At 67.8% G+C, this 22,818-nt stretch carries 18 protein-coding genes; 8 read left to right on the top strand and 10 right to left on the bottom strand.

Features of this window, described 5'->3' with window-relative positions:
• Positions 1-42 precede the first annotated feature (42 nt).
• The 7 genes from M1D40_RS05090 to M1D40_RS05060 all read right to left on the bottom strand — a co-directional run bounded on the left by M1D40_RS05090 (position 43) and on the right by M1D40_RS05060 (position 6,388).
• The gene (locus M1D40_RS05090; RefSeq protein WP_461170426.1) at positions 43-630 is read right to left on the bottom strand and encodes an RDD family protein; all 588 of its coding nucleotides are present in this window, start codon (positions 628-630) and stop codon (positions 43-45) included.
• A gap of 58 nt (positions 631-688) precedes the next feature.
• The gene (locus M1D40_RS05085) at positions 689-1,525 is read right to left on the bottom strand and encodes a PP2C family protein-serine/threonine phosphatase (protein ID WP_461170425.1); all 837 of its coding nucleotides are present in this window, start codon (positions 1,523-1,525) and stop codon (positions 689-691) included.
• A gap of 160 nt (positions 1,526-1,685) precedes the next feature.
• A complete protein-coding gene (locus M1D40_RS05080) occupies positions 1,686-2,918 on the bottom strand; it encodes an adenylate/guanylate cyclase domain-containing protein (protein WP_461170424.1) in 1,233 nt (410 codons plus the stop codon).
• Entirely contained in the window at positions 2,911-3,486 is a 576-nt protein-coding gene (locus tag M1D40_RS05075; protein ID WP_341393882.1) for a PH domain-containing protein, read from the bottom strand. Before M1D40_RS05075 ends, M1D40_RS05080 begins: the two co-directional genes overlap by 8 nt.
• Positions 3,483-4,367, bottom strand: a complete 885-nt coding sequence (locus M1D40_RS05070; protein WP_461170423.1) for a biotin--[acetyl-CoA-carboxylase] ligase — start codon at positions 4,365-4,367, stop codon at positions 3,483-3,485. Before M1D40_RS05070 ends, M1D40_RS05075 begins: the two co-directional genes overlap by 4 nt.
• A 175-nt stretch (positions 4,368-4,542) precedes the next feature.
• Positions 4,543-5,391 carry an SDR family oxidoreductase gene (locus tag M1D40_RS05065; protein ID WP_461170422.1) on the bottom strand — a complete coding sequence of 283 codons (849 nt, stop codon included), beginning with the start codon at positions 5,389-5,391 and terminating at the stop codon, positions 4,543-4,545.
• Between the two features lie 64 nt (positions 5,392-5,455).
• Positions 5,456-6,388 (bottom strand): hypothetical protein, encoded by a 933-nt coding sequence (locus M1D40_RS05060; protein WP_461170421.1) that lies wholly within the window; start codon positions 6,386-6,388, stop codon positions 5,456-5,458.
• A 370-nt stretch (positions 6,389-6,758) separates the two neighbouring features.
• Here M1D40_RS05060 and M1D40_RS05055 point away from each other — a divergent pair, with 370 nt between their 5' ends.
• From M1D40_RS05055 to M1D40_RS05035, 5 genes are all read left to right on the top strand, one after another.
• Entirely contained in the window at positions 6,759-8,354 is a 1,596-nt protein-coding gene (locus M1D40_RS05055; protein WP_461170420.1) for an acyl-CoA carboxylase subunit beta, read from the top strand.
• Positions 8,351-8,611, top strand: a complete 261-nt coding sequence (locus M1D40_RS05050; protein WP_341393886.1) for an acyl-CoA carboxylase subunit epsilon — start codon at positions 8,351-8,353, stop codon at positions 8,609-8,611. Before M1D40_RS05055 ends, M1D40_RS05050 begins: the two co-directional genes overlap by 4 nt.
• Positions 8,612-8,738: 127 nt before the next feature.
• The gene (locus M1D40_RS05045) at positions 8,739-10,433 is read left to right on the top strand and encodes a DUF885 domain-containing protein (RefSeq protein WP_461171007.1); all 1,695 of its coding nucleotides are present in this window, start codon (positions 8,739-8,741) and stop codon (positions 10,431-10,433) included.
• 181 nt (positions 10,434-10,614) lie between these two features.
• Positions 10,615-12,168: a dicarboxylate/amino acid:cation symporter gene (locus M1D40_RS05040; protein WP_461170419.1), complete on the top strand. Its 1,554-nt coding sequence runs from the start codon at positions 10,615-10,617 to the stop codon at positions 12,166-12,168.
• A 242-nt stretch (positions 12,169-12,410) separates the two neighbouring features.
• Positions 12,411-13,043 carry a Maf family protein gene (locus tag M1D40_RS05035; protein WP_341393888.1) on the top strand — a complete coding sequence of 211 codons (633 nt, stop codon included), beginning with the start codon at positions 12,411-12,413 and terminating at the stop codon, positions 13,041-13,043.
• A 256-nt stretch (positions 13,044-13,299) separates the two neighbouring features.
• On the opposite strand, the gene M1D40_RS05030 is transcribed toward M1D40_RS05035, so the two are convergent.
• Positions 13,300-14,238, bottom strand: a complete 939-nt coding sequence (locus M1D40_RS05030) for a hypothetical protein (protein WP_461170418.1) — start codon at positions 14,236-14,238, stop codon at positions 13,300-13,302.
• A gap of 264 nt (positions 14,239-14,502) precedes the next feature.
• Between M1D40_RS05030 and M1D40_RS05025 the strand changes: the two genes are divergently transcribed.
• The gene (locus tag M1D40_RS05025; RefSeq protein ID WP_461170417.1) at positions 14,503-16,350 is read left to right on the top strand and encodes an acetyl/propionyl/methylcrotonyl-CoA carboxylase subunit alpha; all 1,848 of its coding nucleotides are present in this window, start codon (positions 14,503-14,505) and stop codon (positions 16,348-16,350) included.
• A 105-nt stretch (positions 16,351-16,455) separates the two neighbouring features.
• Here M1D40_RS05025 and M1D40_RS05020 read toward each other — a convergent pair whose 3' ends face one another.
• Entirely contained in the window at positions 16,456-17,862 is a 1,407-nt protein-coding gene (locus M1D40_RS05020; protein WP_341393891.1) for an MFS transporter, read from the bottom strand.
• An 818-nt stretch (positions 17,863-18,680) separates the two neighbouring features.
• The gene (locus M1D40_RS05015) at positions 18,681-20,084 is read right to left on the bottom strand and encodes an NAD(P)H-quinone dehydrogenase (RefSeq protein ID WP_341393892.1); all 1,404 of its coding nucleotides are present in this window, start codon (positions 20,082-20,084) and stop codon (positions 18,681-18,683) included.
• A gap of 127 nt (positions 20,085-20,211) precedes the next feature.
• Between M1D40_RS05015 and M1D40_RS05010 the strand changes: the two genes are divergently transcribed.
• Together M1D40_RS05010 and M1D40_RS05005 are read left to right on the top strand one after the other, a co-directional pair.
• Positions 20,212-21,012: a purine-nucleoside phosphorylase gene (locus M1D40_RS05010; protein WP_341393893.1), complete on the top strand. Its 801-nt coding sequence runs from the start codon at positions 20,212-20,214 to the stop codon at positions 21,010-21,012.
• 42 nt (positions 21,013-21,054) lie between these two features.
• Positions 21,055-22,815 carry a phospho-sugar mutase gene (locus tag M1D40_RS05005; RefSeq protein ID WP_461170416.1) on the top strand — a complete coding sequence of 587 codons (1,761 nt, stop codon included), beginning with the start codon at positions 21,055-21,057 and terminating at the stop codon, positions 22,813-22,815.
• The last annotated feature ends 3 nt before the right edge of the window (positions 22,816-22,818 follow it).

The raw sequence follows: 22,818 nt of genomic DNA, 5'->3' as shown, positions 1-22,818 counted from the left end.
CCGGCAAAGCGCTCATGCCGGCCGGCGCGGGGTGACGTAAGCCTATTCGGCGGCCGGGGGAAGCCAGCCGGGACCAGCTGCTCCGGACGCCCCGGACGCTCCGGACGCCCCGGACCCGCCGGCGGCACGGGCAGTGCCGGCGGCGCCGGGGAAGGGGAGCAGCCCGCCGGTCGTCAGCGGGTTCCGCCCGGCCCGGACGTCTACGGAAAGCGTGTGCGCGGCCTTGTCATGCCATCCCTGGCGCTGACCGTTGGAATCCCAGATGTTGGAGATCAGCACCACCAGCGGGCCGGCCACGGTAACCGCTGACAGGATCAGCAGCATTCCGCGCAGGAAGGTTCCCAGCAGCCCCGGGGCGTGCCCGGCTTCGTCAGTAGTGCGAATACCCGCAGCCAAGTTGCCGGGGGTCTTGCCGGTGCGGGCTTCCCAGAGCCAGAGCCAGACGCCGTAGGCTGCAGCCGCCATGACGGCAACGGAGGTGAAAGCGAAACCGCGGTTCTCTCCGGCCGCCGGCCCCGGCACGCCGCCGAACACCAGCACGGCCATCAGCAGGACGGGGGCAGCGTCAATGAACTTGGCGCCAAGGCGTTGCCGGGCCGTAGCGTTCACCGCGTGGGGATTGGCCGCCATGCCGTCGCTCCCTAGCGGCCCGGCAGAGCGGTGCCGGCCGGACCCGCCGGCACACCGGTCACGAGTCGGCGTTTCCCGGGGCAGGTTGGGGATCCGCTGCGCCGGGAAGGGCCGCGGCGGCCGGCACACTGTGCTCGAGGGAACCCTCGACGTCGACTACCAGGACGGTGATGTTGTCGCGGCCTCCGGAGCGCAGGGCTGCGTCCACCATGGACGCGCAGGCATCCTGGGGATTGGTGACGGAGGACAGGATCTGCTGCAGCTGCGCGTCGCTGACCTCTCCGGTCAGCCCATCCGAGCACACCAGCAGGCGGTCGCCGGGCTCCACCGGAATCAGCCAGTAGTCGGCCTCGGTGTCGTTGCCCGTTCCCAGGGCCCGCGTCACTACGTGGCGGCGGGGATGGATCAGTGCTTCATCGGGCGTAATCTGGCCCATGTCCACCAGTTCCTGGACCTCGCTGTGGTCCACAGTGATCTGCTCCAGTCCCCCGCCGGTCAGGCGGTACGTCCGGGAGTCCCCCACGTTGAAGACCAGCCAGCAGGGCCGGCCCGAGTCGTCGCGGACGAGGACGGCCCCGGTAAGGGTGGTCCCGGCGCGTCCCCCGGTCGCTTCCCTGATGCCGGCGTCGGCTTCACGGAGCAGCAGCTGAAGGTCGGAGGCTCCGACGTCGGGCAGATGCTCGCCGATGAACGGCGCCTCGCCCAGCGTGCGGACGCAGATGCTGCTGGCCACTTCACCGGCTTCGTGGCCTCCCATGCCGTCCGCGACGGCGAAGACGGGGTCCGCGGCAATCAGCGAATCCTCGTTCTGGTCCCGTCGCAGGCCGCGGTGGGAGGCGTACCCAAAGACTGCCCGGATGTCCAAGACCGGGGATGTCGTTTCGTCGGAGTTCATTCACGCCCTATCCGGAAGCTGCCCGCTGTGGTGGTCCACAGTAGTGACACATATTACGCATTTCTCCTGCTTACCCTAGCGGAATGCGCTGGGCCTCCGCCGAAGACAGGCTGGCAAGCCTCTGTGCCGCTGCCCTCGTCCGGCAGCGGGACCGTGCCGGTCAGTCGAGGATCAGGCCCGGGCCGGTGCCCCGGGCAAGGGTCACCGGGTGGATTTCACCGAATCCGCGCACGTTGCGCGGCTGGTGCGGAATGAGCACAAACCTGTCGTTGTTCCGCAGTGCAGCGGCCGTTGAGGCGTCAGTCAGGACGGTGCCGGGCTCGGCGAGCGACGTCAGCCGCGAGGCCAGGTTCACGGTCGGTCCGTAAATGTCACCCAGCCGCGAGAGCACCCGCCCCCAGACCAGGGACACGCGTGCCGCCGGCAGCAGGTCATCTTCCGTAAACGCCTTGGCCAGCGCCAGCGAAATCTCCGCTCCGGCCTCGGGCGTCTCCGCGTTGAAGAGCACTTCGTCTCCAATGGTCTTGACCAGCCGGCCGCCGCCCACCGAAATGATCTCGGCGCACTTGTGCTCGAAGCGCTGGACCATATGGGCCAGGGTCTTCTCATTCATCTGGCGCGACAGGGAGGTGTAGGAGACCAGGTCGGCAAAGCCGACGGCGCGTGCCAGCGGCAGCGGATTGTCATCCGAGGCGGAGCCGTCATGGCTGGCCAGCCCGGCTTCGGCCCGCAGCGCCAGACGCTGCACCGCAGAGTTCATCTGCCGCTTCCAGGCGTAGACCAGCGTCTTTTCCAGGGGCTCGATCAGCGCCGGAAGGGCTGCCACCAGCGCCTTGCGGGCTTCGGCGTCGGGGATTCCGCGCTGGACCACCATTTCTTCCACCAGCGCTTCGACCTGCCAGACCACCATGCGGTCGGTCATCTGGCCGATGGAGCGCATGATCGAGATTGCCGCTTCCTCGGTGAGCTGCTCGTCGCGGACCAGTTCAATCACCGTGGTCAGGGCCTCCCGGTCCTGCTCGGTGAAGAACACGGCGTCGTCGTCGAGGTTGGGGAAGCCCATCGCCCGCCAGAGCTTGCGGGCCGAGAGCAGCGACACGCCTGCCTCGGCGGCTGCCTCGCGCCGTTTGAGCGTTCGCGGGCCGCCGATCAGCTGCGCTTCGAGCCTGCGCACGTCTTCCCGGTCGATTGCCGTCGAGGCTGCGCCTGAGGACGCTGCACCCGAAGTGCCCGCCTCGCCGGGCGACCGCCCGGCCTTGTCGGATCCGTTGCCGGACCCGTTGTCGGAGGACCCGCCGGCGGAGGGCCGGGCCCGGGGAGAAACGGCGGGCATGGACAGGGTCATGGGCTCAGGGTCCGCTGCCGGTTCGGCGTCGCGGCCTTCCTCACTCATCTCCCCTCCCTTCGTAGTCGTAATCCCCATCTCCTTCCATATCTACACCATCAAACATGGCCGTCAGTGGCAGCTCCCCTATGGCGGCCAGCACTATGGCTTTGAACTTGTGGACCTCGGGAACGTGTTCGTAGTGGACCACCCGGTCATAGCCGACGTCCACCGCCAGCGTCCCGGAACGCTGCATCCGGTCCGTCACGGTCTGCCACGCCTCCAGCTGAAAGACCGAGGCCAGCGCCAGCTCGCGTTCCCTCCGGCGCAGCACGCCCTGCCGGTGGATGAGCCGGCGGTTCGTCACGATATACCGCGCAAAGGCCCAGCGCAGCACCGGCGGCAGGCTGAACCGGGCCAGCAGCACCGCGGCAACGGCGACGACGGAGGCCTGCAGGTACGCGTGCCAGTCGGCAACCTGCCCGGGCAGCGAGTCGCGGTCCAGATACCCGTAGACAAAACCGGCGGCGGCACACACGAGGACAGCCAGGACAACGGGCCACACCAGCTGGCGGGCGTGCGGGCGGCTGGCCACAATGATGCGTTCCCCCGGCGCCAGGTTCAGCCGGACGCTCACGCCTGCACGGCGCGCAGGTGCACCACGTCGCCGGCCACGACCGCATGGCGATCGCCGAGTTCGTCAACCAGGATCAGCGATCCGTAAGCGTCCAGGGCGACGGCACGCCCGGTCAGGGTTTTTCCGCCGGGCAGTTCCGCCCGAACCTCCTGGCCCAGCGTGACCATCCGTGACGTAATTTTTTCCAGCAGCGACGTCCCGTCCGCCCACGCCGCCGAGGCATCGCCGTCGACGGCGCAGAACTCCCGGTATTTACCGGTCAGTTCGCGCAGATAATCCTCGAGAAGAATGTTGCGGTCGGTGGTGGAGGCGTACTCCATCAGCAGCGAGGTGGCCGTGGGGACGGGCAGGTCCTCGTCGGTCAGCGAGACATTCATGCCTGCGCCGACGACGACGGCGGGAGGCGCGCCGCTGGAATCCATCACCAGCTGCGCCAGGACCCCGGCCAGCTTGCGCCCGTCCACCATGACGTCGTTGGGCCACTTCAAGCGGGCCTCAACGCCGGTGCGGCGGGCCACCGACTCGGACAGTGCCAGCGCAGCCAGCAGGGAAAGCCAGCCGTAGGACTGGGTGGGCAGCGGCCTTCCGGCGGCGTTCACCGGACGGAGCAGGACACTGACAAACAGGGACGAGCGCGGCGGGGCGATCCAGCTCCGGCCCAGCCGTCCCTTGCCGGCGGTCTGCATCTCTGCTGTCAGGACCGACAGGTCCGGCACGTCCGAGGGACGGAGCCGCGCCTCGTCGGCGAGGTCCGTATTGGTGGAGCCCGTTTCGGCCACGACATCCAGCCGGGGCAGGGGTCCCTGCGGCGCCACGAGCGCGGTCCGGAGACGCTCCTGGTCAAGCCCTGGTCTTTCCATGCTGGAGTAACGCAAATGCATGCTTCCGATCTTACGCGGGGTGCCGGACATTCCCGCCTGCCGGTCCCGGCCACCGGTGGGCGCGGCCCGGCGCCGCCGTGGCACCGCCGCCTCCCGGCCGTGCCACGGCTGGAATTGTCAGCCGTGGCATCCGGCCGGCCCGGCGCCTCCTGGCCGGCCGGGCCTTCCCCCGTCCTTAGAGAAAGAAGTCCTGCATGAGCTTGTCTTCGGGCGCGCCGAGGGAATAGGGGCGGAAGTCGGTGATGCCTTCTTCGCGCAGGACCTGCTCGTCCGTGTAGAAGTTGCCCGTGGCCTCGCGGCTGGAGCGGGTGAGGACGGCGTGCGCCGCGTCGGCCATGATGTCGGCGCTGCGCGAGGCGGCGGCCATGGTTTCGCCGCCGAGGTTGCGGATGGCGGCGGTGTCGATCGCGGTGACGGGCCAGAGCGAGTTCACCGCGACGCCGTCGTTCTTCAGCTCTTCCGCCAGGCCCAGCGTGGTCATCGACATGCCGTACTTGGCCATGGTGTAGGCAAGGTAGGAGCCGGCCCACTTCGGATCCAGATTCAGCGGCGGGGACAGCGTGAGGATGTGCGGGTTTTCCGAGCGGCGCAGGGCGTCGAGGGAGAACTTGGAGAGCATGAAGGTGCCGCGGACGTTGATGTCGGCCATCAGGTCGTAGCTCTTCATGGTGACGTCGTCAGTGTTCCGCAGGTCGATGGCGGAGGCGTTGTTGACGACGATGTCGATGCCCCCGAAGCGCTCCACCGTTTCGGCGACGGCGCGGGTGACGTCGTCGTCGTTCCGCACATCCCCGATGATCGGCAGGGCCTTGCCGCCGGCTGCCTCCAGCTGCTCGGCCGCGGTGTAGACCGTGCCCTGCAGCTTCGGGTGGGGCTCGGCGGTCTTGGCCATGATGGCGATGTTCGCGCCGTCGGCCGCTGCGCGCAGAGCGATGGCCAGACCGATGCCGCGGCTGCCGCCGGACATCAGGATGGTGCGGCCGGCAAGGGAACGGGTCTGGGCAACAGGAGTGAGAGAGGTCATGGGAACAGGCTAATACATGTCCGCCGCTTATGTTACTGACCAGTAACATCGTGTTTCGGCCGGGCTACGTCCGCACCAGATGCACGCCAAGCAGCACCGCAGCGGTGGTCAGTGCCAGCCGCAGCAGAAAGAAGGCCTGCGGATAACGGCGCGCGGCCCGAAGCCACAGGCCGGATTCGCCGGCGGGCCAGGACCGGGACTCGCAGCGGATCACGGTCAGCGTAAAAATGACCGCCCCGGCCACGCCGCACACCGAGGTCAGGGCACCCACCAGGTCGGCATTGCCAGCCAGGCCGCCTGCCAGCAGGACACCGGCTGCCAGGCCGAGGGAGCTGCCGCGGCCCACAAAATCCAGATACCGGGCCATTCCCGGCAGGAAGGCCGCCACAAAACGCCGCGGAATCTCACGGCGCAGCAACCGGGCGGCGGAGGCACGCAGCATCTTCCGGGTTCCGGCGAGCTCTCCCACCGTGCCGGCAGCGGCGACAGCCGTCACGAGGGCGGAGGCCGCGTGGTCGGCGGCGTGCCGCTCGGCGGTCTCCAGTGCAGGGCGGTTCAGCAGCCGCAGCAGTGCCTGCTGCGAGGCGGCACGCTCCGCCGGCGAGGGGCGGGACCGCAGGGCTCGCCGGGTCCGGCGAAGATAGTCCGCGTCCCTCCGGCCCAGGGGGCGCGACGGCGCGTCAGGGCCCGACGGCGCACTGCCGGACTTCAGCGGCGGCGCGTCGGTCTCCTCCGACGGCGCGTCCGGGCCCGACGGCGTACTGAAGCCGCCCCGTGACACACTGCCGCGGGCCAGCACCGCCCGAAGCCCGAAGGCGGGGACCGGCCGCACCGGATCCAGCTCCTGCAGCCGCTCCTCAACCGCCTGCAGGTACGCATCCTGGACGGAAGGCAGCCCGGCGTAGTCCCAGCAGGCACGCGCCAGGATCCACACGCCGAAGCCGGCCGTGACCAGCGCAGCAGTTTGGACCACCAGCCAAAAGTCCGTATCAAACACGCGCAGAGTCTCCTCACCGGAACAGGGACCCGCACCCGCTGCAGGCCGGAAGAATCCTTTCACGACACCGTCACTGTTACGCGGGACTTCCTTCACACAGCCGCCGGAACATCGCCCGCAGACCCGGGGGAAACACTGCCCGCAGGAGCCCGGAGAGGGAACCGCAGCGGCACCCGAAAGGGCGCCGGAAACGCCTGCCGCCCCGGCCCCGGCACCCTCGGCGGCCAAGAGCAGCAGCGCGAAATTGTAGGATCCCTACACCGGGACCCGGCGCGGGGCCTCACTAGACTGGACTAATTGCCGTGCGCTTTGTGCAATTCCTACTTAACGCGCTGTGACCGCCCCATCCACTCAGCACTCCGGAGACCAGATGAGCATCGACCAGGACCTTGATCTGCAGACAACAGCCGGCAAGATCGCTGAGTACCGCCGCCGCCAGGCGCAGGCTGAAATGCCCTCCGGCCAGGCAGCCGTCGATAAGCAGCATGCCCGCGGCAAGCACACCGCCCGCGAGCGCATCGAGATGCTGGTTGATGCCGGATCCTTCGTCGAGCTCGACGCCCTGGCGGTCCACCGCTCCACCGCCTTCGGCATGGAAAAGAAGAAGCCGCTGGGTGACGGCCTGGTCTCGGGCTACGCCACAGTCGACGGCCGCCCGATCGCCGTCTACAGCCAGGACTTCACCGTGTACGGCGGCTCGCTGAGCCAGGTCAACGGCGAAAAGATCGTCAAGGTCCAGGAACACGCCCTGCGCAACGGCTGCCCCGTCGTCGGCATCCTCGACGGCGGCGGCGCCCGCATCCAGGAGGGCGTGGCTTCGCTGGCCATGTTCGCCGACATCTTCCGCAACAACGTCCATGCCTCCGGCGTCGTCCCCCAGATTTCGCTGATCATGGGCCCGTCCGCCGGCGGCGCCGCCTACTCCCCCGCGCTCACCGACTATGTGGTCATGGTGGACAAAACCAGCCACATGTTCATCACCGGACCCGACGTCATCAAGACCGTGACCGGCGAGGACGTGGACATGGAAACCCTCGGCGGCGCGCGGCAGCACAACGCCAACACCGGCACCTCCACGTATCTGGCTTCCGACGAAGAGGACGCCATCGAGTTTGTCCGCGAGCTGCTGGATTTCCTGCCCTCCAATAACCTCGCCGAAGCGCCGCTGGCCGCCTTCTCACAGGACATGGAACTGAACGACGGCGACCTCGCCCTCGATGAGCTGATTCCCGACTCCGCTAACCAGCCGTACGACATGCGCACGGTGATCGAGCAGGTGCTCGACGACGGCCACTTCCTCGAGATGCAGTCCCTCTACGCGCCGAACGTCATGATCGGCTACGGCCGCGTTGAGGGCCACACCGTAGGCATCGTCGCCAACCAGCCGATGCAGTTCGCCGGCACCCTGGACATTGCCGCCTCCGAAAAGGCAGCCCGCTTTGTCCGCAACTGCGACGCCTTCAACGTCCCTATCCTGACCTTCGTGGATGTTCCGGGCTTCCTGCCGGGCACGGACCAGGAGTTCAACGGCATCATCCGGCGCGGCGCGAAGCTGCTTTACGCGTACGCTGAGGCCACCGTTCCCAAGCTCACCGTCATCACCCGCAAGGCGTACGGCGGAGCCTACATCGTGATGGGCTCCAAGAAGCTCGGCGCGGACCTGAACCTGGCCTGGCCCACCGCGCAGATCGGGGTCATGGGAGCCCAGGGCGCGGTGAACATCCTCTACCGCGGCCAGCTCAAGGCAGCGGCCGACGCCGGTGAAAGCGTTGAGCAGGCACGCGCGGACTACATCGCTCAGTACGAGGAAGAGCTGCTCAACCCCTACCAGGCCGCAGAGCTCGGCTACGTGGACGCCGTCGTCGCCCCCTCGGAAACCCGGCTGCAGCTGATCCGCGGGCTGCGGGCCCTGCGCGACAAGCGTGCCGCCCTGCCCGCCAAGAAGCACGGGAACATCCCGCTGTGACGGCCTGGGAACTGCCGGATCCCTGGGACCGGGCGCCGGAGCCGGCCGCGCCGCAGCCGCCGCTGTTCTCCGTCCTGGGCGGCAATCCGTCGGCCGAGGAGCTCGCGGCGCTCACCGCCGTCGTCATGGGCCTGAGCACCGACGGCGACGCCCCGCGCACCACGCCCGAGTCCGCGCGCCGGATCTGGAACCGGCGGCGGATGCTGAGCCTGGCACCCAAGCCCGGACCCGGTTCCTGGCGGCGCAGCTTCCGCTGAGCCGGCCCGGGCCTCCGCCGGCCCGCGGCGGCGGCGCACGTTACGCCTGCCCGCTGGAAAAACTTGGTGAACGCAAAGTTGGCGTTAGGCTTCACCTGTGACCCAACAGACTCCTTCATCAGATCCCCTGTCCTTCGCCGGCGCGCAGTACCGCCAGCCGACCGCCATCGACGCCGTTGCCGATGCCTTCACCGAGACTCTGCTGCAGCTGGATCCGTCCCTCGCCACATCCCTGGGCATCCCCGGGCATGAAACCGAGTACGCCGACTACTCCCCCGCGGGCCTGGAATCCGGCGCCGAAGCCATCCGGGAGACGCTGGAACGCCTCGACGGCCTGCAGCCGTCCGACGACGTCGACCGCGTCACCCTCGATGCCATGCACGAGCGCCTGGGCCTTGAACTGGAAATCCACGAATCCGGCTGGAACCTGTCGAATCTGAACAACATTGCCTCGCCGGCGCAGGAAATCCGCTCGATCTTTGACCTGATGCCCACCGCCACGGTGGAGGACTGGCAGAACATCTGCGGCCGGCTGCAGAACGTCGCCGACGCCGTCTCCGGCTACATGACCTCGCTGCGGGCCGGCAAGGAGCGCGGGCTGCTGCCCGCCAGCCGCCAGGTGCAGATTGTCATGGAGCAGACCGCCAAGTACGCCGAAGACGGCGGCTTCTTTGACGACTATGCCTCCAACGCCGCACTGCCCGACGGCGGATCCCTCCCGGAGGGCCTCATGGCCGAGCTGCGGGCCGGCGCCGACTCCGCCCGCGCCGCCTACCGCGGACTGGCGTCCTTCCTGGAAACCGAGCTGCTTCCCGTCGCACCCGAAAAGGATGCCGTGGGCCGGGAGCGCTACGCCCTGATGTCCCGCCGCTTCCTCGGATCCGCCGTGGACCTGGAGGAGACCTACCAGTGGGGCGTGGAGGAACTGGACCGCATCATCGCGGAGCAGGAGGCCGTTGCCGAGCAGATCAAGCCCGGTGCGACGGTTGAGGAGGCCATGCGCCTGCTGGACGAGGATCCGGAACGCCAGCTGCACGGCACCGCCGAGCTGCAGGCCTGGATGCAGGGCCTGGCGGACCGCGCCGTCGCCGACCTGGCCGGAACCCACTTTGAGATCAACGGGCCGATGCGGCAGATCGAGTGCATGATTGCCCCCACGCAGGAAGGCGGCATCTACTACACCGGCCCCAGCGACGACTTCTCCCGCCCGGGCCGCATGTGGTGGTCCGTTCCCGCCGGCGAGGACACCTTCACCACGTGGAAGGAAACCACCACCGTCTACCACGAGGGCGTTCCGGGCCACCACCTGCAGATCGCGACGGCGACGGCAGCCCGCGGGCTGCTGAACAACTGGCGCCGCAACATCTGCTGGGTTTCCGGCCACGGCGAGGGCTGGGCCCTGTACGCCGAGCGGCTGATGGACGAGCTGGGCTACCTCAGCGATCCCGGCGACAAGATGGGCATGCTCGACGCCCAGCGCATGCGGGCCGCCCGCGTGGTCTTCGACATCGGGGTACATCTGGAACTGGACGTCCCCGAGCGCTGGGGCTCCGGCACCTGGACCGCCGAAAAGGGCTACGAATTCCTGCGGCAGAACATCGCCATCTCCGAGGGCCAGCTAAACTTCGAGTTCACCCGCTACCTGGGCTGGCCCGGGCAGGCGCCGGCGTACAAGCTGGGCCAGCGCCTCTGGGAGCAGATCCGGGATGAGGTCCGCAGCCGCGAGGGAGCGGAGTTCGACCAGAAGGACTTCCACACCCGCGCCCTGGCCCTGGGCTCCGTCGGGCTGGACACCCTGCGGCGGGCGCTGCTCGGCGAGTAACACCGCCCGCCCGGAGCGACATTCCTCACAGGCATGCCGGGAATAACTCCCGGAATGCGGCGTAGTCCGCCACATTCCGGGGGTTTTGCCTTTATCCGGCGCGGAACAGGAAACGGCTGCGGCGTAACATTTCGCAATGGGCAATCTTGTCTGGTAATGATCCGCGGCTAGTATTTTCAGCGTGACCACACAGACTTCCTCCCCCAAGACTTCCGCCGGCCGCAGGCTGCCCCGGTGGGCCACCGCCTTCGGACCGCAGATCATTGCCGCCCTCGTGGCGGGCCTGCTGCTGGGCCTGTTGGCCAAGAGCATGGGCACCGTCGGCGACGGCGAGCCCAACTGGCTGACCACCACACTGGACACCATCGGCACGAGCTACGTCTCGCTGCTGAAGGCCGCCGTCGTACCCCTGATCTTCACCGCCGTCGTGAGCTCCATTGCCAACCTGCGTGCTGTCTCCAACGCCGCACGGCTGGCGTGGCAGACCCTGCTCTGGTTCGCCATCACGGCGCTGATCAGTGTGGTCATCGGCATCCTGCTCGGCGTCATTCTGCAGCCGGGCAACACCTCAAACGTTCCTGAGAAGGAGTTCACCGGCAGCCAGGGCAGCTGGGTCGGATTCCTCACCGGCCTGGTGCCGGGGAACTTCCTGGGCCTGGGCGCCAGCTCCAAGGTTGCGGAGAGCGGTGACGTCAGCACCAGCATCAGCTTCAATGTGCTGCAGATCCTCGTCATTGCCATCGCCGTCGGCATTGCCGCCCTGAAGGTGGGCAAGCCCGCTGAACCGTTCCTGGCCCTGAATGCGTCAGCTCTGGCCGTGATCCAGAAGGTTCTGTGGTGGATCATCCGCCTCGCCCCGGTCGGCACCATCGGCCTGATCGGCACCGCGGTGGCCACCTACGGCTGGGACACCATCGGCTCGCTGGGCATGTTTGCCGTGACCATCTACATCGGTCTGTTCCTGGTCCTGTTTGTTGTCTACCCGGTACTGATCAAGGCGCACGGCCTGTCCGTCCGCCAGTGGTTCTCCGGCGCCTGGCCCGCCATCCAGCTGGCCTTCGTCTCCCGCTCCTCGGTGGGAACGCTGCCGCTGACCCAGCGGGTCACCGAGCGCAACCTCGGCGTCTCCCGCGCCTACGCCTCCTTCGCTGTTCCGCTGGGCGCCACCACTAAGATGGACGGCTGCGCCTCGATCTACCCGGCGGTCTCCGCGATTTTCGTGGCGCAGTTCTTCGGCATCGATCTGGGCTTCACCGAGTACCTGCTGATCGCCCTGGTTTCGGTGCTGGGTTCGGCCGCAACCGCCGGAACCACCGGCGCCGTCGTCATGCTGACCTTGACGCTCTCCACCCTGGGCCTGCCGCTGGCCGGCGTGGGTCTGCTGCTCGCCATCGACCCGATCCTGGACATGGGCCGCACCGCGGTCAACGTGGCCGGACAGACCGTGGTCCCGGCGATCGTCGCCAAGCGCAACGGCCTGCTGGACCTGGACATGTACAACGCCAAGCGCAACGGCGATCCGTTCGCCGATGACTCCACCGAGGTTGAGGTCCCGGAGCTGGTTCCGGCCGGTGCTTCGGCTGGTGCTTCGGCTGGTGCTGCTGCCGGTGCTGCCACTGACGGAACGACCACCGCCACTGCGGACGGAACGTCGGCTGCAGGACTCAACCTGCCCGGAGCAGGCGGTGGCGCGTGCGCAACCAGCCCGGCGCCGTCGTCGTCCGACAAGCGCTGACCGCTCCCCCTGCATCACCTACGAAGGCCGCTCCGGATGTCCGGGGCGGCCTTCCGCGTCTCCGCCCTTGCCGTTAGGCCCTCACGGCGCCGGCGTTTCCGTTTGATCCTCACTTCACCCAAGTTTCCCGTTCCGACCTCCAGCCGGCGCCGGCCTTCCCGTTCCGATCCTCAGTCGGCGCCGGCTTTCCCGTTCCCCCCTCCCATTCCGACCGCCCTCCGCCTGCGGACTAGGCTGGAGGGGTGACTGACCTGAACCTGATCCTTGCTTCCGCCTCCCCCGCCCGCACCAAGCTCCTGACCAACGCGGGAATTGCCCACTCCGTGCTCGTGTCCGACGTCGACGAGGACGCCGTGACCGCCCGCTACGGCCTGACTGACCCGCACGACACCGCCCTGCTGCTGGCCCGGGCCAAGGCCGAAGCCGTTGCTGCGCTGCCCGAGGCTGACGGTTCGCTCGTCGTCGGCTGCGACTCGGTCTTTGAGTTCCAGGGCGAAGCGCACGGCAAGCCCTGGGAGGCCGACGTCGCGCGTGAGCGGATCCGCCGGATGAGCGGCAACGTGGGAGTGCTGCACACCGGGCACTGGCTCGTGGATTGCCGCGACACCGACGAGGACGGCTCCGGCGCGACCCTCGGCGGCGTGAGTTCCGCGTCCGTCCACTTCGCGAAGCTGACCGACGAGGAAATCGACGCCTACGTTGCCACCGGTGAGCCGCTGCAGGTGGCCGGCTCCTTCACGATCGATTCCCTGGGCGGCGCCTTTATTGAAAAGGTCGACGGCGATCCGCACGCCGTGGTCGGGCTGTCCGTGTCGATGCTCCGCGAGCTCCTCGCCAGTGCCGGCGTGAAGATCACGGACCTCTGGGACCTGTAGCTCCCCCTGTGGCACAGCGGCGTTCCCGGACCCGGCACCGTCGTCGGTAGTACAGATAACGGGCCTATCCCACCCCGCCCCGTCGTCGGTAGTGCAGATAACGGGCCTATCCCGCCCCGCCCCGTCGACGGTAGTACAGATAACGGGCCTATCCCACCCGTCGCCGTGGTCGGTAGTACAGATAACGGGCCTATCCCGCCCCGGGAAGCCCGTTATCTGTACTACGGATGAGCATGGGCTGCCGCCGTTATGGTCGTTATGGACGCCGCCACCCTGCCATCGCCAGACCACGGCGTACCTTTGCCTGGACACTGCGTCGACCCTGAGCGAGATCCGTTTTGCTGATTTTCACCTGCGTCCAGCCGAGCTCGGCCGTCTTCAGGTCCCGGTAATGGTCGCGTGCCTGCTGTTCCGGGGTGAGGTGGTGAGCGCCGTCGTACTCCAGGCAGGTCCGGAATTCCCCGCATCCGAGGTCCGTCCATATCCGCGCCTCCCCCGTGTCATCGCACAGGGCCACGTTCGGTAGGAACTCGGGCAACTCCGGATCGGCCGACAGCATCAGCCGCAGCACAGTCTCGGGCGGCGAGTCCACGCCTACGCGAACGCGGTCCAAAGCAGAGCGGCACTTCCTGATATGGGCGACGCGATCCTTGCCGGCAAGGTATCTCTTCAGTTCTTCCAAGGGGACGAGCGCCATGCGTGGCGGACCAAAGCTGCGACGGTGGGCGCTCACGATCTGGTCTCCCATCACAATGAGCTCCTCCTGCGACAGCATGCCGGCAAGGTCCAACCAGGTTCGGGCTATTCCGGTCACGGGCAGGCCCCGCAGCACACTCTGCTCCCGAGGGGCCAGGTCGAGGCGATGACCCACCACATTGCGCCTTCGCGGCATTCCTTGTCCCGGTCGACGGCTCAGATGCAGCACCGGCTCGTCCGCGAACCGTCGAGGCAGCGCCAGCCCGTGCAGCCGCGCCGCTGTGACATGGCTGATGACTGCACCCGGCGCCAGCTCAAGGTACGGTCTGCAGCTGTCTGCGAGATCCCGGAGTTCACCGCGGGGGACCCGGATGGAGCGGCTGGGAACGCGGAGATCGGAAGCACGAAGCCGCTCGATCCCCACCCCCAGCGCTTTCGCTTCGACCAGGGTAAAGGGCTGTCCGCGCAGAGCATCAGGGAGTGGCCGTGGCAGTCTCATGCTTCCATAAATCATTCGCCATCGGGCTTTCGGCACATTGGCGGGTCCTACTGGGCATAACCGGCCACCGCCATCCCGCTGTGCAGGATTAGTGCGCCGCCGGGAGGCCCGAACGGCGCCGCCGCAGACCGTCACGAAGCACGCCCGCGTTGTAGGGTCCCCACAATGAAACGCCCCGTCCCACGCACAAACAGCACGCATTATGGCCGGAGACCACAAAATCGCGCTAGGCTCCGAACAGATCAAAAGGAGCCAGTGCATTCAATGAGCCAGTTCAACCCCGCGCCCGCCGGCGACCCGCAGCACACGCAGCAGACGCAGCAGACCCGTTCCATCACCAAAGTCCTGATCGCCAACCGCGGCGAAATCGCAGTCCGTGTCATCCGGGCAGCGCGCGACGAGGGCCTGGCCTCGGTTGCCGTCTACGCCGATCCGGACCGCGACGCCCTGCATGTCCGCCTCGCCGACGAGGCGTACTCCCTGCAAGGCAGCACGGCGGCGGAGTCCTACCTGGATATGGGCAAGATCCTCGACGCCGCCCGCAAGTCCGGCGCCGATGCCATCCATCCCGGCTACGGCTTCCTCTCCGAGAATGCCGAGTTTGCCCAGCGCGTCATTGACGCGGGCCTGGTCTGGATCGGCCCCTCCCCCCACGCCATTTCCCAGCTCGGCGACAAGGTGCAGGCCCGCCACATCGCGGCCAAGGTCGGCGCACCCCTCGTTCCCGGCACCGCCGACCCGGTCAAGAACGCGCAGGAAGTCCTGGACTTCGCCGATGCGCACGGCCTTCCCCTGGCCATCAAGGCAGCCTTCGGCGGCGGCGGCCGCGGCATCAAGGTTGCCCGTACCCGCTCGGAAATCCCGGAAATGTTCGAGTCCGCCGTCCGCGAGGCCACAGCCGCCTTCGGCCGCGGAGAATGCTTCATCGAACGCTTCCTGGACGCCCCGCGCCACGTCGAGACCCAGTGCCTGGCAGATGCGCACGGCAACGTCGTCGTCGTCTCCACCCGTGACTGCTCGCTGCAGCGCCGCAACCAGAAGCTTGTGGAGGAGGCTCCTGCCCCGTTCCTCACGGACGAGCAGAACGAGCGCCTCTACACCGCCTCCAAGGCCATCCTGCGCGAGGCCGGCTACCAGGGCGCAGGCACCTGCGAGTTCCTGGTCGGCACCGACGGCACCATTTCCTTCCTCGAGGTCAACACGCGCCTGCAGGTGGAGCATCCCGTGTCCGAGGAAGTCACCGGCCTGGACCTCGTCCGCGAGCAGTTCCGGCTGGCCCGCGGCGAAGAGCTCGGCTACGGCGATCCCGAGGTCCGCGGCCACTCGTTCGAGTTCCGCATCAACGGCGAGGATCCGGGCCGGAGCTTCATGCCCGCTCCGGGAACCGTGGAGACCTTCAAGCTGCCCTCCGGCCCCGGCGTGCGCGTCGATTCCGGCATCGAGGCCGGTGAGACCGTCGGCGGCAACTTCGATTCGATGCTCGCCAAGCTGATCGTCACCGGCGCCACGCGTGAGCAGGCCCTGCAGCGCGCCCGCCGTGCCCTGGCCGAAATGGAAATCACGGGCATGCCCACGGTGCTGCCGCTCCATTCCGCGGTCGTCGCGCATCCCGATTTTGCCCCCGCGGCCGGTCCCTTCACGGTCCACACCCGCTGGATTGAAACGCAGTTCATCAACGATCTCCCGGCGTGGTCGGGCGACCTGACTTCACGGCACGACGACGACGGCGGCCGCCAGCGCGTCACGGTCGAGGTGGGCGGCAAGCGGCTCGACGTCGTGCTCCCGGCCGGTCTGGGCGGTGCCGGAAACGGGACCAACGGGTCGGGCCGGGGCGGAGCCAACGGGAAGGCCCGGAAGTCCTCCCGTACCCGCGGCGGCGCCAACCCCGCAGCCACCGGTGACGACCTGACGTCCCCGATGCAGGGCACCATCGTCAAGGTGGCCGTGCAGGAGGGTGCGCAGGTCGCCGAGGGCGATCTCGTCGTCGTACTGGAAGCCATGAAGATGGAGCAGCCGCTCACCGCGCACAAGTCCGGCACCGTCTCCGGGCTCAGCGCACTGCCCGGCGCAACGGTTTCCGCCGGCGCCGTCATCGCCTCGATCCTGGACTAGCTCCAAGCGCTGGCGGAGGCGCCGGCGCAGCCACAGAACCCCGCGCACGCGAAAGCGGCCCGGCCCCCGAGATCCGGGGCCGGGCCGCTTTGGCGTTGCGGGACGTTAGTTCGTCGAGTGGTTCGCGTAGTCGACGTCCTTGGTGTCCTTGGTGACGAACAGTGCGATCAGCGTCAGCACCGCCATCGAGGACAGGTAGACGCCCACCAGCCACGGGCTTCCGTCGGCCGCCTGCCACAGGGCCACGGCGATGAACGGAGCCACGGCAGCGCCCAGGATCGAGGAGAAGTTGTAGGCGATGGCCGAGCCGGTGTAGCGCACGTTGGTCGGGAACAGTTCCGGCAGCATGGCGCCCATCGGCCCGAAGGTCAGGCCCATCAGCGTGAAGCCGATGATCAGCAGGGCCATGACGCCCACGGTTCCGCCGTCGAACAGCGGCGAGAAGGTGAAGCCGAAGAGGAAGATGCCGGCAGTCACGACCAGCAGTGTCTTGCGGCGGCCGAACTTTTCGGCCAGAGGACCGGAGACGAGCGTGAAGATTCCGAAGAACACCACGCCGATGATCAGCATGATCAGGAAGTCGTTGCGGGCGTAGCCCAGACCTGCGGCGAAGGTTTCCGGATCGAAGGTCTTGCCTGCCTTTTCGGCGGCCGCGCGTGCGGCTTCTTCGCTCTTGGCGGCGGTGCCGTAGGAGAGCGTGAAGGTGGTCATCAGGTAGAACAGCACGTAGGTGGCCAGCATGATGAACGTGCCGGCAATCATCTGGCGCCAGCTGTACTTGAACGCACGGCTCAGCGGCAGCTTGCTGACTTCACCGGAATCGACAACCTTCTGGAAGGCCGGGGTCTCCACCAGCTTCAGCCGCACGTACAGGCCGATGATCACCATGACGGCGCTGGCCAGGAACGGAATGCGCCAGCCCCACGAGTCGAACTGGTCGGCGTCCAGCTGGAAGCTGAGCAGCAGGAACAGGCCGTTGGCCAGGATGAATCCGATCGGTGCGCCCAGCTGCGGGAACGTTCCCCAGACGGCGCGTTTGTTCGCCGGAGCGTTTTCCGTGGCCAGCAGTGCTGCGCCGGACCATTCCCCGCCGAGGGCCAGGCCCTGGGCGAACCGCAGGACCACCAGCATCGCCGGGGCCAGAACCGTCCAGCCGTCGACAGCGGTGGGCAGGCAGCCGATCAGGAAGGTCGCGATGCCCATGGTTAGCAGCGATGCCACCAGGGTCCCCTTGCGGCCAACCTTGTCCCCGAAGTGCCCGAAGACGATCGAGCCGAGCGGGCGGGCAATGAACGCCACGCCGAAGACGGCGAAGGAACTCAGCAGCGCCGTGACACCTTCGGCGTTCGGGAAGAACAGCCGCGGGAACACGAGGACGGCCGCGGTGGCGTAGACGTAGAAGTCGTAGAACTCGATGGACGTTCCGACGAGGCTGGCGATGATCACCCGGCCTTTGGAATTGGCCTTGGCCGGCGCCGATGCCGGCTCCGCGGAGGGATTCTTAGTAGACATTTGGGGTCTTTCGGAAGGTGGGAGTGACGTTCTCGACAATGTTAGGACTGCCGTTCCACCATCCGGACATGCTGTCCAGCATGTGGACACATGTCTCACTTCCGCGCGCTCAGCGGCCGACGACGGCGGGGCGGGTCGGGTGCCTTTCCTCCGTCCGGGCGGGGGTGCCACGCCGGGTACGCCGATTCGAGGCACCTTGTTCAGCGGGGCGGGTCGGGTGCCTTTCCTCCTTCCGGGCGGGGGTGCCGCGCCGGGTACGCCGATTCGAGGCACCTTGTTCAGCGGGGCGGGTCGGGTGCCTTTCCTCCTTCCGGGCGGGGGTGCCGCGCCGGGTACGCCGATTCGAGGCACGTTGTTCAGAGGGCCGTTCGTTCAGGTCCCGTCCGTCCTCCCGGGTGCCTTTCGTCAGGTCCCGTTCGTCCGGGTTCCGTTCGTCCGGGTTCCGTTCGTCCGGGTTCCGTTCGTCCGGGTTCCGTTCGTCCGTAGTACAGATAAGGGGCTTCCCACCCCGGAATAACCCCGTTATCTGTACTCTCGACACGCAGCCGATGGACCGGAGCCCGGAATAACCCCGTCACCTGTACTCTCGACACGCAGCCGATGGACCGGAGCCCGGAATAACCCCGTCACCTGTACTCTCGACGCGCAGCTGATGGGCCGGAGGCCGGGATAACCCCGTTATCTGTACTCTCGACGCACGCAGACGGGCACAACCACGCACAGCCGTCCGAAAAGGGCACAAAAAAGCCCGCACCCGAACGGAACGCGGCCTGATGCGGCGGTTCCGCCCGGATGCGGGCCGGAGAACTTCGAGAAACCTACATGTGCACGTGCAGGCGGCGGGCCGCTTCGGAAATGGACCCGGTCAGCGACGGGTACACCGTGAAGGTGTTGGCCAGGTCGTCAACGTGCAGCTTCTGCGTCACGGCGATGGCGATCGGGAAGATCAGCTCCGAGGCGCGCGGCCCCACCACAACGCCGCCGATCACGGTGCCGGAGCCCTTGCGCGAAATGATCTTCACGAAGCCCTCCTTGACCTCCATCATCTTGGCGCGTGCGTTCGTGTGCAGCGAGAGCTTGATGACGTCGCCCTGGTAGCGTCCGTCGGCAATGTCCTGCTCGGACACGCCCACGGAGGCGATCTCGGGCGAGGTGAAGATGTTCGAGGCGACGTTCTTCAGCTTCAGCGGCTTCACGCCGTCGCCCATCAGGTGCGCAATGGCGATCCGGCCCTGCATTGCGGCCACCGAGGCCAGGTTGAACACCCCGGTGCAGTCGCCGGCGGCGTACACGTTGGAGGCGGTGGTGCGGGAAACGCCGTCGACCTTGATCTGCCCGCGCTCGTCCAGCGCCACGCCGGCCTCTTCCAGCCCGATGCCGGCGGTGTTGGGAATCGCGCCCACGGCCACCAGGCAGTGGCTGCCCTCCACCACGCGGCCGTCTTCGAGCGTGACCACCACGCCGTCGCCGGTGTTCTTCACGGTTTCGGCGCGGGAGCGGTTCAGCACGGTCATGCCGCGGGCCTGGAAGACGTCCTCCAGCACGACGGCGGCGTCCGCATCCTCGCCGGGGAGCACGCGGTCGCGGCTGGAGATCAGCGTGACCTTGGTGCCCAGGCCGTTGTAGGCGGAGGCGAATTCGGCGCCGGTGACACCGGATCCGATAACGATCAGGTGCTCGGGAACCTCCGTCAGATTGTAAATCTGCTTCCAGGTGAAGATGCGTTCGCCGTCGGGCATTGACGTTTCGAGCTCGCGCGGCCGGGCTCCCACCGAAATCAGCAGTGCCTCGGCTTCGACGGTTTCGGTGCCGTTTTCCGTGACAACCTCAATGGTCTTGTTGTCCAGCAGCCGGCCCTCGCCGATCTTGACCTTCACGCCCACCCGCTCCAGCGTGCGGCGGATGTCGTTGGACTGCTCCTTGGCCAGGGCCAGGAGGCGGTTATTGACCATCTTCAGATCGGCGACCGCGGGCTGGCCGTTGTCGCGGAAATCAACGCCCAGCGAAGAGGCGGAAGCGAAGCGCGTCATCACGTCCGCGGTGGCGATCAGGGTCTTGGAGGGAACGACGTCGGTCAGCACGGCTGATCCGCCCAGCCCGTCGCGCTCCACTACGGTGACATCGGCGCCAAGGGAGGCCGCCACCATCGCGGCTTCGTATCCGCCGGGGCCGCCGCCGAGGATAGCAATTTTTCGGGCAGTAAAATCAAGTTGGGTCGTCACAGTTGTCCATTCTGTCCCATCCCCGCCCGGCGCTCAAACGCCGGGACAAACCCGGGACCAAAGGGATGCGGGCGCCAGGAGCCGGGGTGCTCCTGCAGAGCCGGCGATCTCGCGGTAGGTTTGATCAGTGAGCAACGATCCCTTTGAACTAGCCCAGCAGGCCGCCAAGTACATTGCCGAGAAAACCGGCGTGCCTAACCACGACATCGCCCTCGTCCTCGGCAGCGGCTGGGGTGAGGCCGCCGACCTGATCGGCGAGACCACAGCCACCTTGAATGCAAGCGAGATTCCGGGCTTCTCCGCTCCGGCCGTGCAGGGCCATGTGGGCACCATCCGCTCCGTGCTGACGCCGTCGGGCAAGCGCGCCCTGGTCCTGGGCGCCCGCACCCACTACTACGAAGGCAAGGGCGTACGCGCCGTCGTGCACGGTGTGCGCACCGCCGCGGCTGCCGGCGCCAAGGTCATGGTCCTGACCAACGGCTGCGGCGGGCTGAACCCGGACTGGAAGCCCGGCACCCCGGTGCTGATCAGCGACCACCTCAACCTCACGGCCACGTCCCCGCTTGAAGGCGCCACCTTTGTGGACCTGACGGACCTGTACTCCTCCCGCCTGCGCGATCTCGCCCGCACCGTGGATCCGACCCTGGACGAAGGCGTGTACGCGCAGTTCACCGGCCCGCACTACGAGACTCCGGCCGAAGTCCGCTACGCCAAAACCATCGGAGCAGATCTGGTGGGCATGTCCACCGCACTGGAAGCCATCGCCGCCCGGCACGCCGGCATGGAGGTCTTCGGCATTTCGCTGGTCACCAACCTCGCCGCGGGCATCAGCCCCGAGCCGCTCAGCCACGCCGAGGTCCTGGAATCCGGCGCTGCAGCAGGACCGCGGATTTCCCGCCTGCTCGCTGACATCATCGGCAAGCTCTAGCAAGCTGCCGCTCCCCTCGTCCCCGATCCGTAGGTACACCCCATGACGTTGAATCCCACTGAGCTTGATGAGCTCGTGACCGCCGCCCAGACCTGGGCCGACGAAGATCCCGATCCGGCCACTGCGGCCGAACTGCGATCGCTGATTACTGCTCTGAAGGGCGAAGAATCCGCGGCCGCGGCTGCCGCCGAAGAGCTCGAGGACCGGTTCACCGGCACCCTGGAGTTCGGCACGGCCGGCCTGCGGGCTGCCCTCGGCGCCGGCCCGCGCCGCATGAACCGCGTGGTGGTGCGCCGCACCGCCGCCGGCATCGCCTCCTTCCTGCAGGACACCTCCGGGGACAGGTACACCCCCAGCGCCGTGATCGGCTACGACGCACGGCACAACTCCCGCGCCTTCGCGCTGGAAACCGCCGCCGTGTTCAGCGCCGCGGGCATTGAGACCTTCCTGCTCCCCTGCACGCTCCCGACGCCGGTGCTCGCCTACGCGGTCCGTGCCCTGGACACCGATGCGGGCGTCATGGTCACCGCCAGCCACAATCCGGCCGCGGACAACGGCTACAAGGTGTACCTTGGCGGCCACACGGTCAAGGGCCCGGGCAAGGGCGCGCAGATCGTTGCTCCGTACGACGCCGAAATTGCCTCCCGCATCAACTACGCGGTGCCGCTGGCCAGCATTGAGACCGCGCCGGAGGGCTGGACCGATGTGTCCGAGTCCATCGTCGCCGACTACATCAGCGCCGTGGACCGGCTGGTCGCCCGCGACCGCTATCCGGAGCGGGAGCTGAAGATCGTCCTGACCTCCCTGCACGGGGTTGGCGGGGACACTATGAAGTCGGTGTTGAAGGATGCCGGCTTCCGCAAGGTCATTCCCGTGGCTGCACAGGCCGATCCGGACCCGGACTTCCCCACCGTCGCCTTCCCCAACCCGGAGGAGCCCGGCGCGCTGGATCTGGCCCTGGAGACCGCCGTCGAGCACGACGCCGATCTCGTCATCGCCAATGACCCTGACGCGGACCGCGTGGCCGTGGCGGCAAAGAACCCGGCCGACGGACAGTGGCGGATGCTGCGCGGGGACGAAGTCGGTGCCCTGCTGGGCCGGCACCTGACCCGACGGATTGCCTCCGGGCACTGGAAGGTCCGGGGCGAAAAGACGCGCACCGGCGTCGTGTTCGCCAACTCCATCGTGTCCTCCCGGCTGCTGGCCCGTGTTGCCGAGGCCGCCGGCTTTGCCCATGTGGAGACGCTCACCGGCTTCAAGTGGATCTCCCGCGTGCCGCACCTGACCTACGGATACGAGGAAGCGCTGGGCTACTGCGTGGCGCCGGGGTTGGTCCGGGACAAGGACGGCATTTCCGCCGGCCTGCTCGTGGCCGAGATGGCTGCCGCCCTGAAGGCCGGCGGGCGGACCCTCTTCGACGAGCTCGACGACCTGGCCGTGCAGCACGGTCTGCACCTGACGGACCAGCTCTCCGTCCGGGTTTCCGACCTGGGCCTGCTGGGCACCATGATGGCGCAGCTGCGCGTGGAGCCCCCGGTGTCCTTCGCCGGATCCCCGGTGGAAAGCGCGGTGGATCTGTCCCTGGGCAGCGCCGAGCTGCCGCCCACCGACGGCCTGAAGTACGTCACCCGGGACAACACCCGCGTGATCATCCGCCCCTCCGGCACCGAGCCCAAGCTCAAGTGCTACCTGGAGGTCATTGTTCCGGTCGAGTCCGCGGCGGATCTTCCCGCCGCCCGAAAGACCGGCCGGGCACAGCTTGATGCGGTGCTCGCCGACGTAAACGCAGCCCTGCGGCTGTAGGCG

This window comes from Arthrobacter sp. Z1-15 (genome assembly GCF_054792395.1).
The sequence above is the reverse complement of the archived record's forward strand: the minus strand, read 5'-3'. Positions and strand labels throughout refer to the sequence as shown.

Coding starts and splice junctions, on each gene's coding strand:
- M1D40_RS05090 (WP_461170426.1), bottom strand. CDS start 630: ATGGCGGCCAATCCCCACGCGGTGAACGCTACGGCCCGGCAACGCCTT.
- M1D40_RS05070 (WP_461170423.1), bottom strand. CDS start 4,367: ATGCATTTGCGTTACTCCAGCATGGAAAGACCAGGGCTTGACCAGGAG.
- M1D40_RS05005 (WP_461170416.1), top strand. CDS start 21,055: ATGACGTTGAATCCCACTGAGCTTGATGAGCTCGTGACCGCCGCCCAG.
- M1D40_RS05055 (WP_461170420.1), top strand. CDS start 6,759: ATGAGCATCGACCAGGACCTTGATCTGCAGACAACAGCCGGCAAGATC.
- M1D40_RS05085 (WP_461170425.1), bottom strand. CDS start 1,525: ATGAACTCCGACGAAACGACATCCCCGGTCTTGGACATCCGGGCAGTC.
- M1D40_RS05065 (WP_461170422.1), bottom strand. CDS start 5,391: ATGACCTCTCTCACTCCTGTTGCCCAGACCCGTTCCCTTGCCGGCCGC.
- M1D40_RS05020 (WP_341393891.1), bottom strand. CDS start 17,862: ATGTCTACTAAGAATCCCTCCGCGGAGCCGGCATCGGCGCCGGCCAAG.
- M1D40_RS05025 (WP_461170417.1), top strand. CDS start 14,503: ATGAGCCAGTTCAACCCCGCGCCCGCCGGCGACCCGCAGCACACGCAG.
- M1D40_RS05080 (WP_461170424.1), bottom strand. CDS start 2,918: ATGAGTGAGGAAGGCCGCGACGCCGAACCGGCAGCGGACCCTGAGCCC.
- M1D40_RS05030 (WP_461170418.1), bottom strand. CDS start 14,238: ATGAGACTGCCACGGCCACTCCCTGATGCTCTGCGCGGACAGCCCTTT.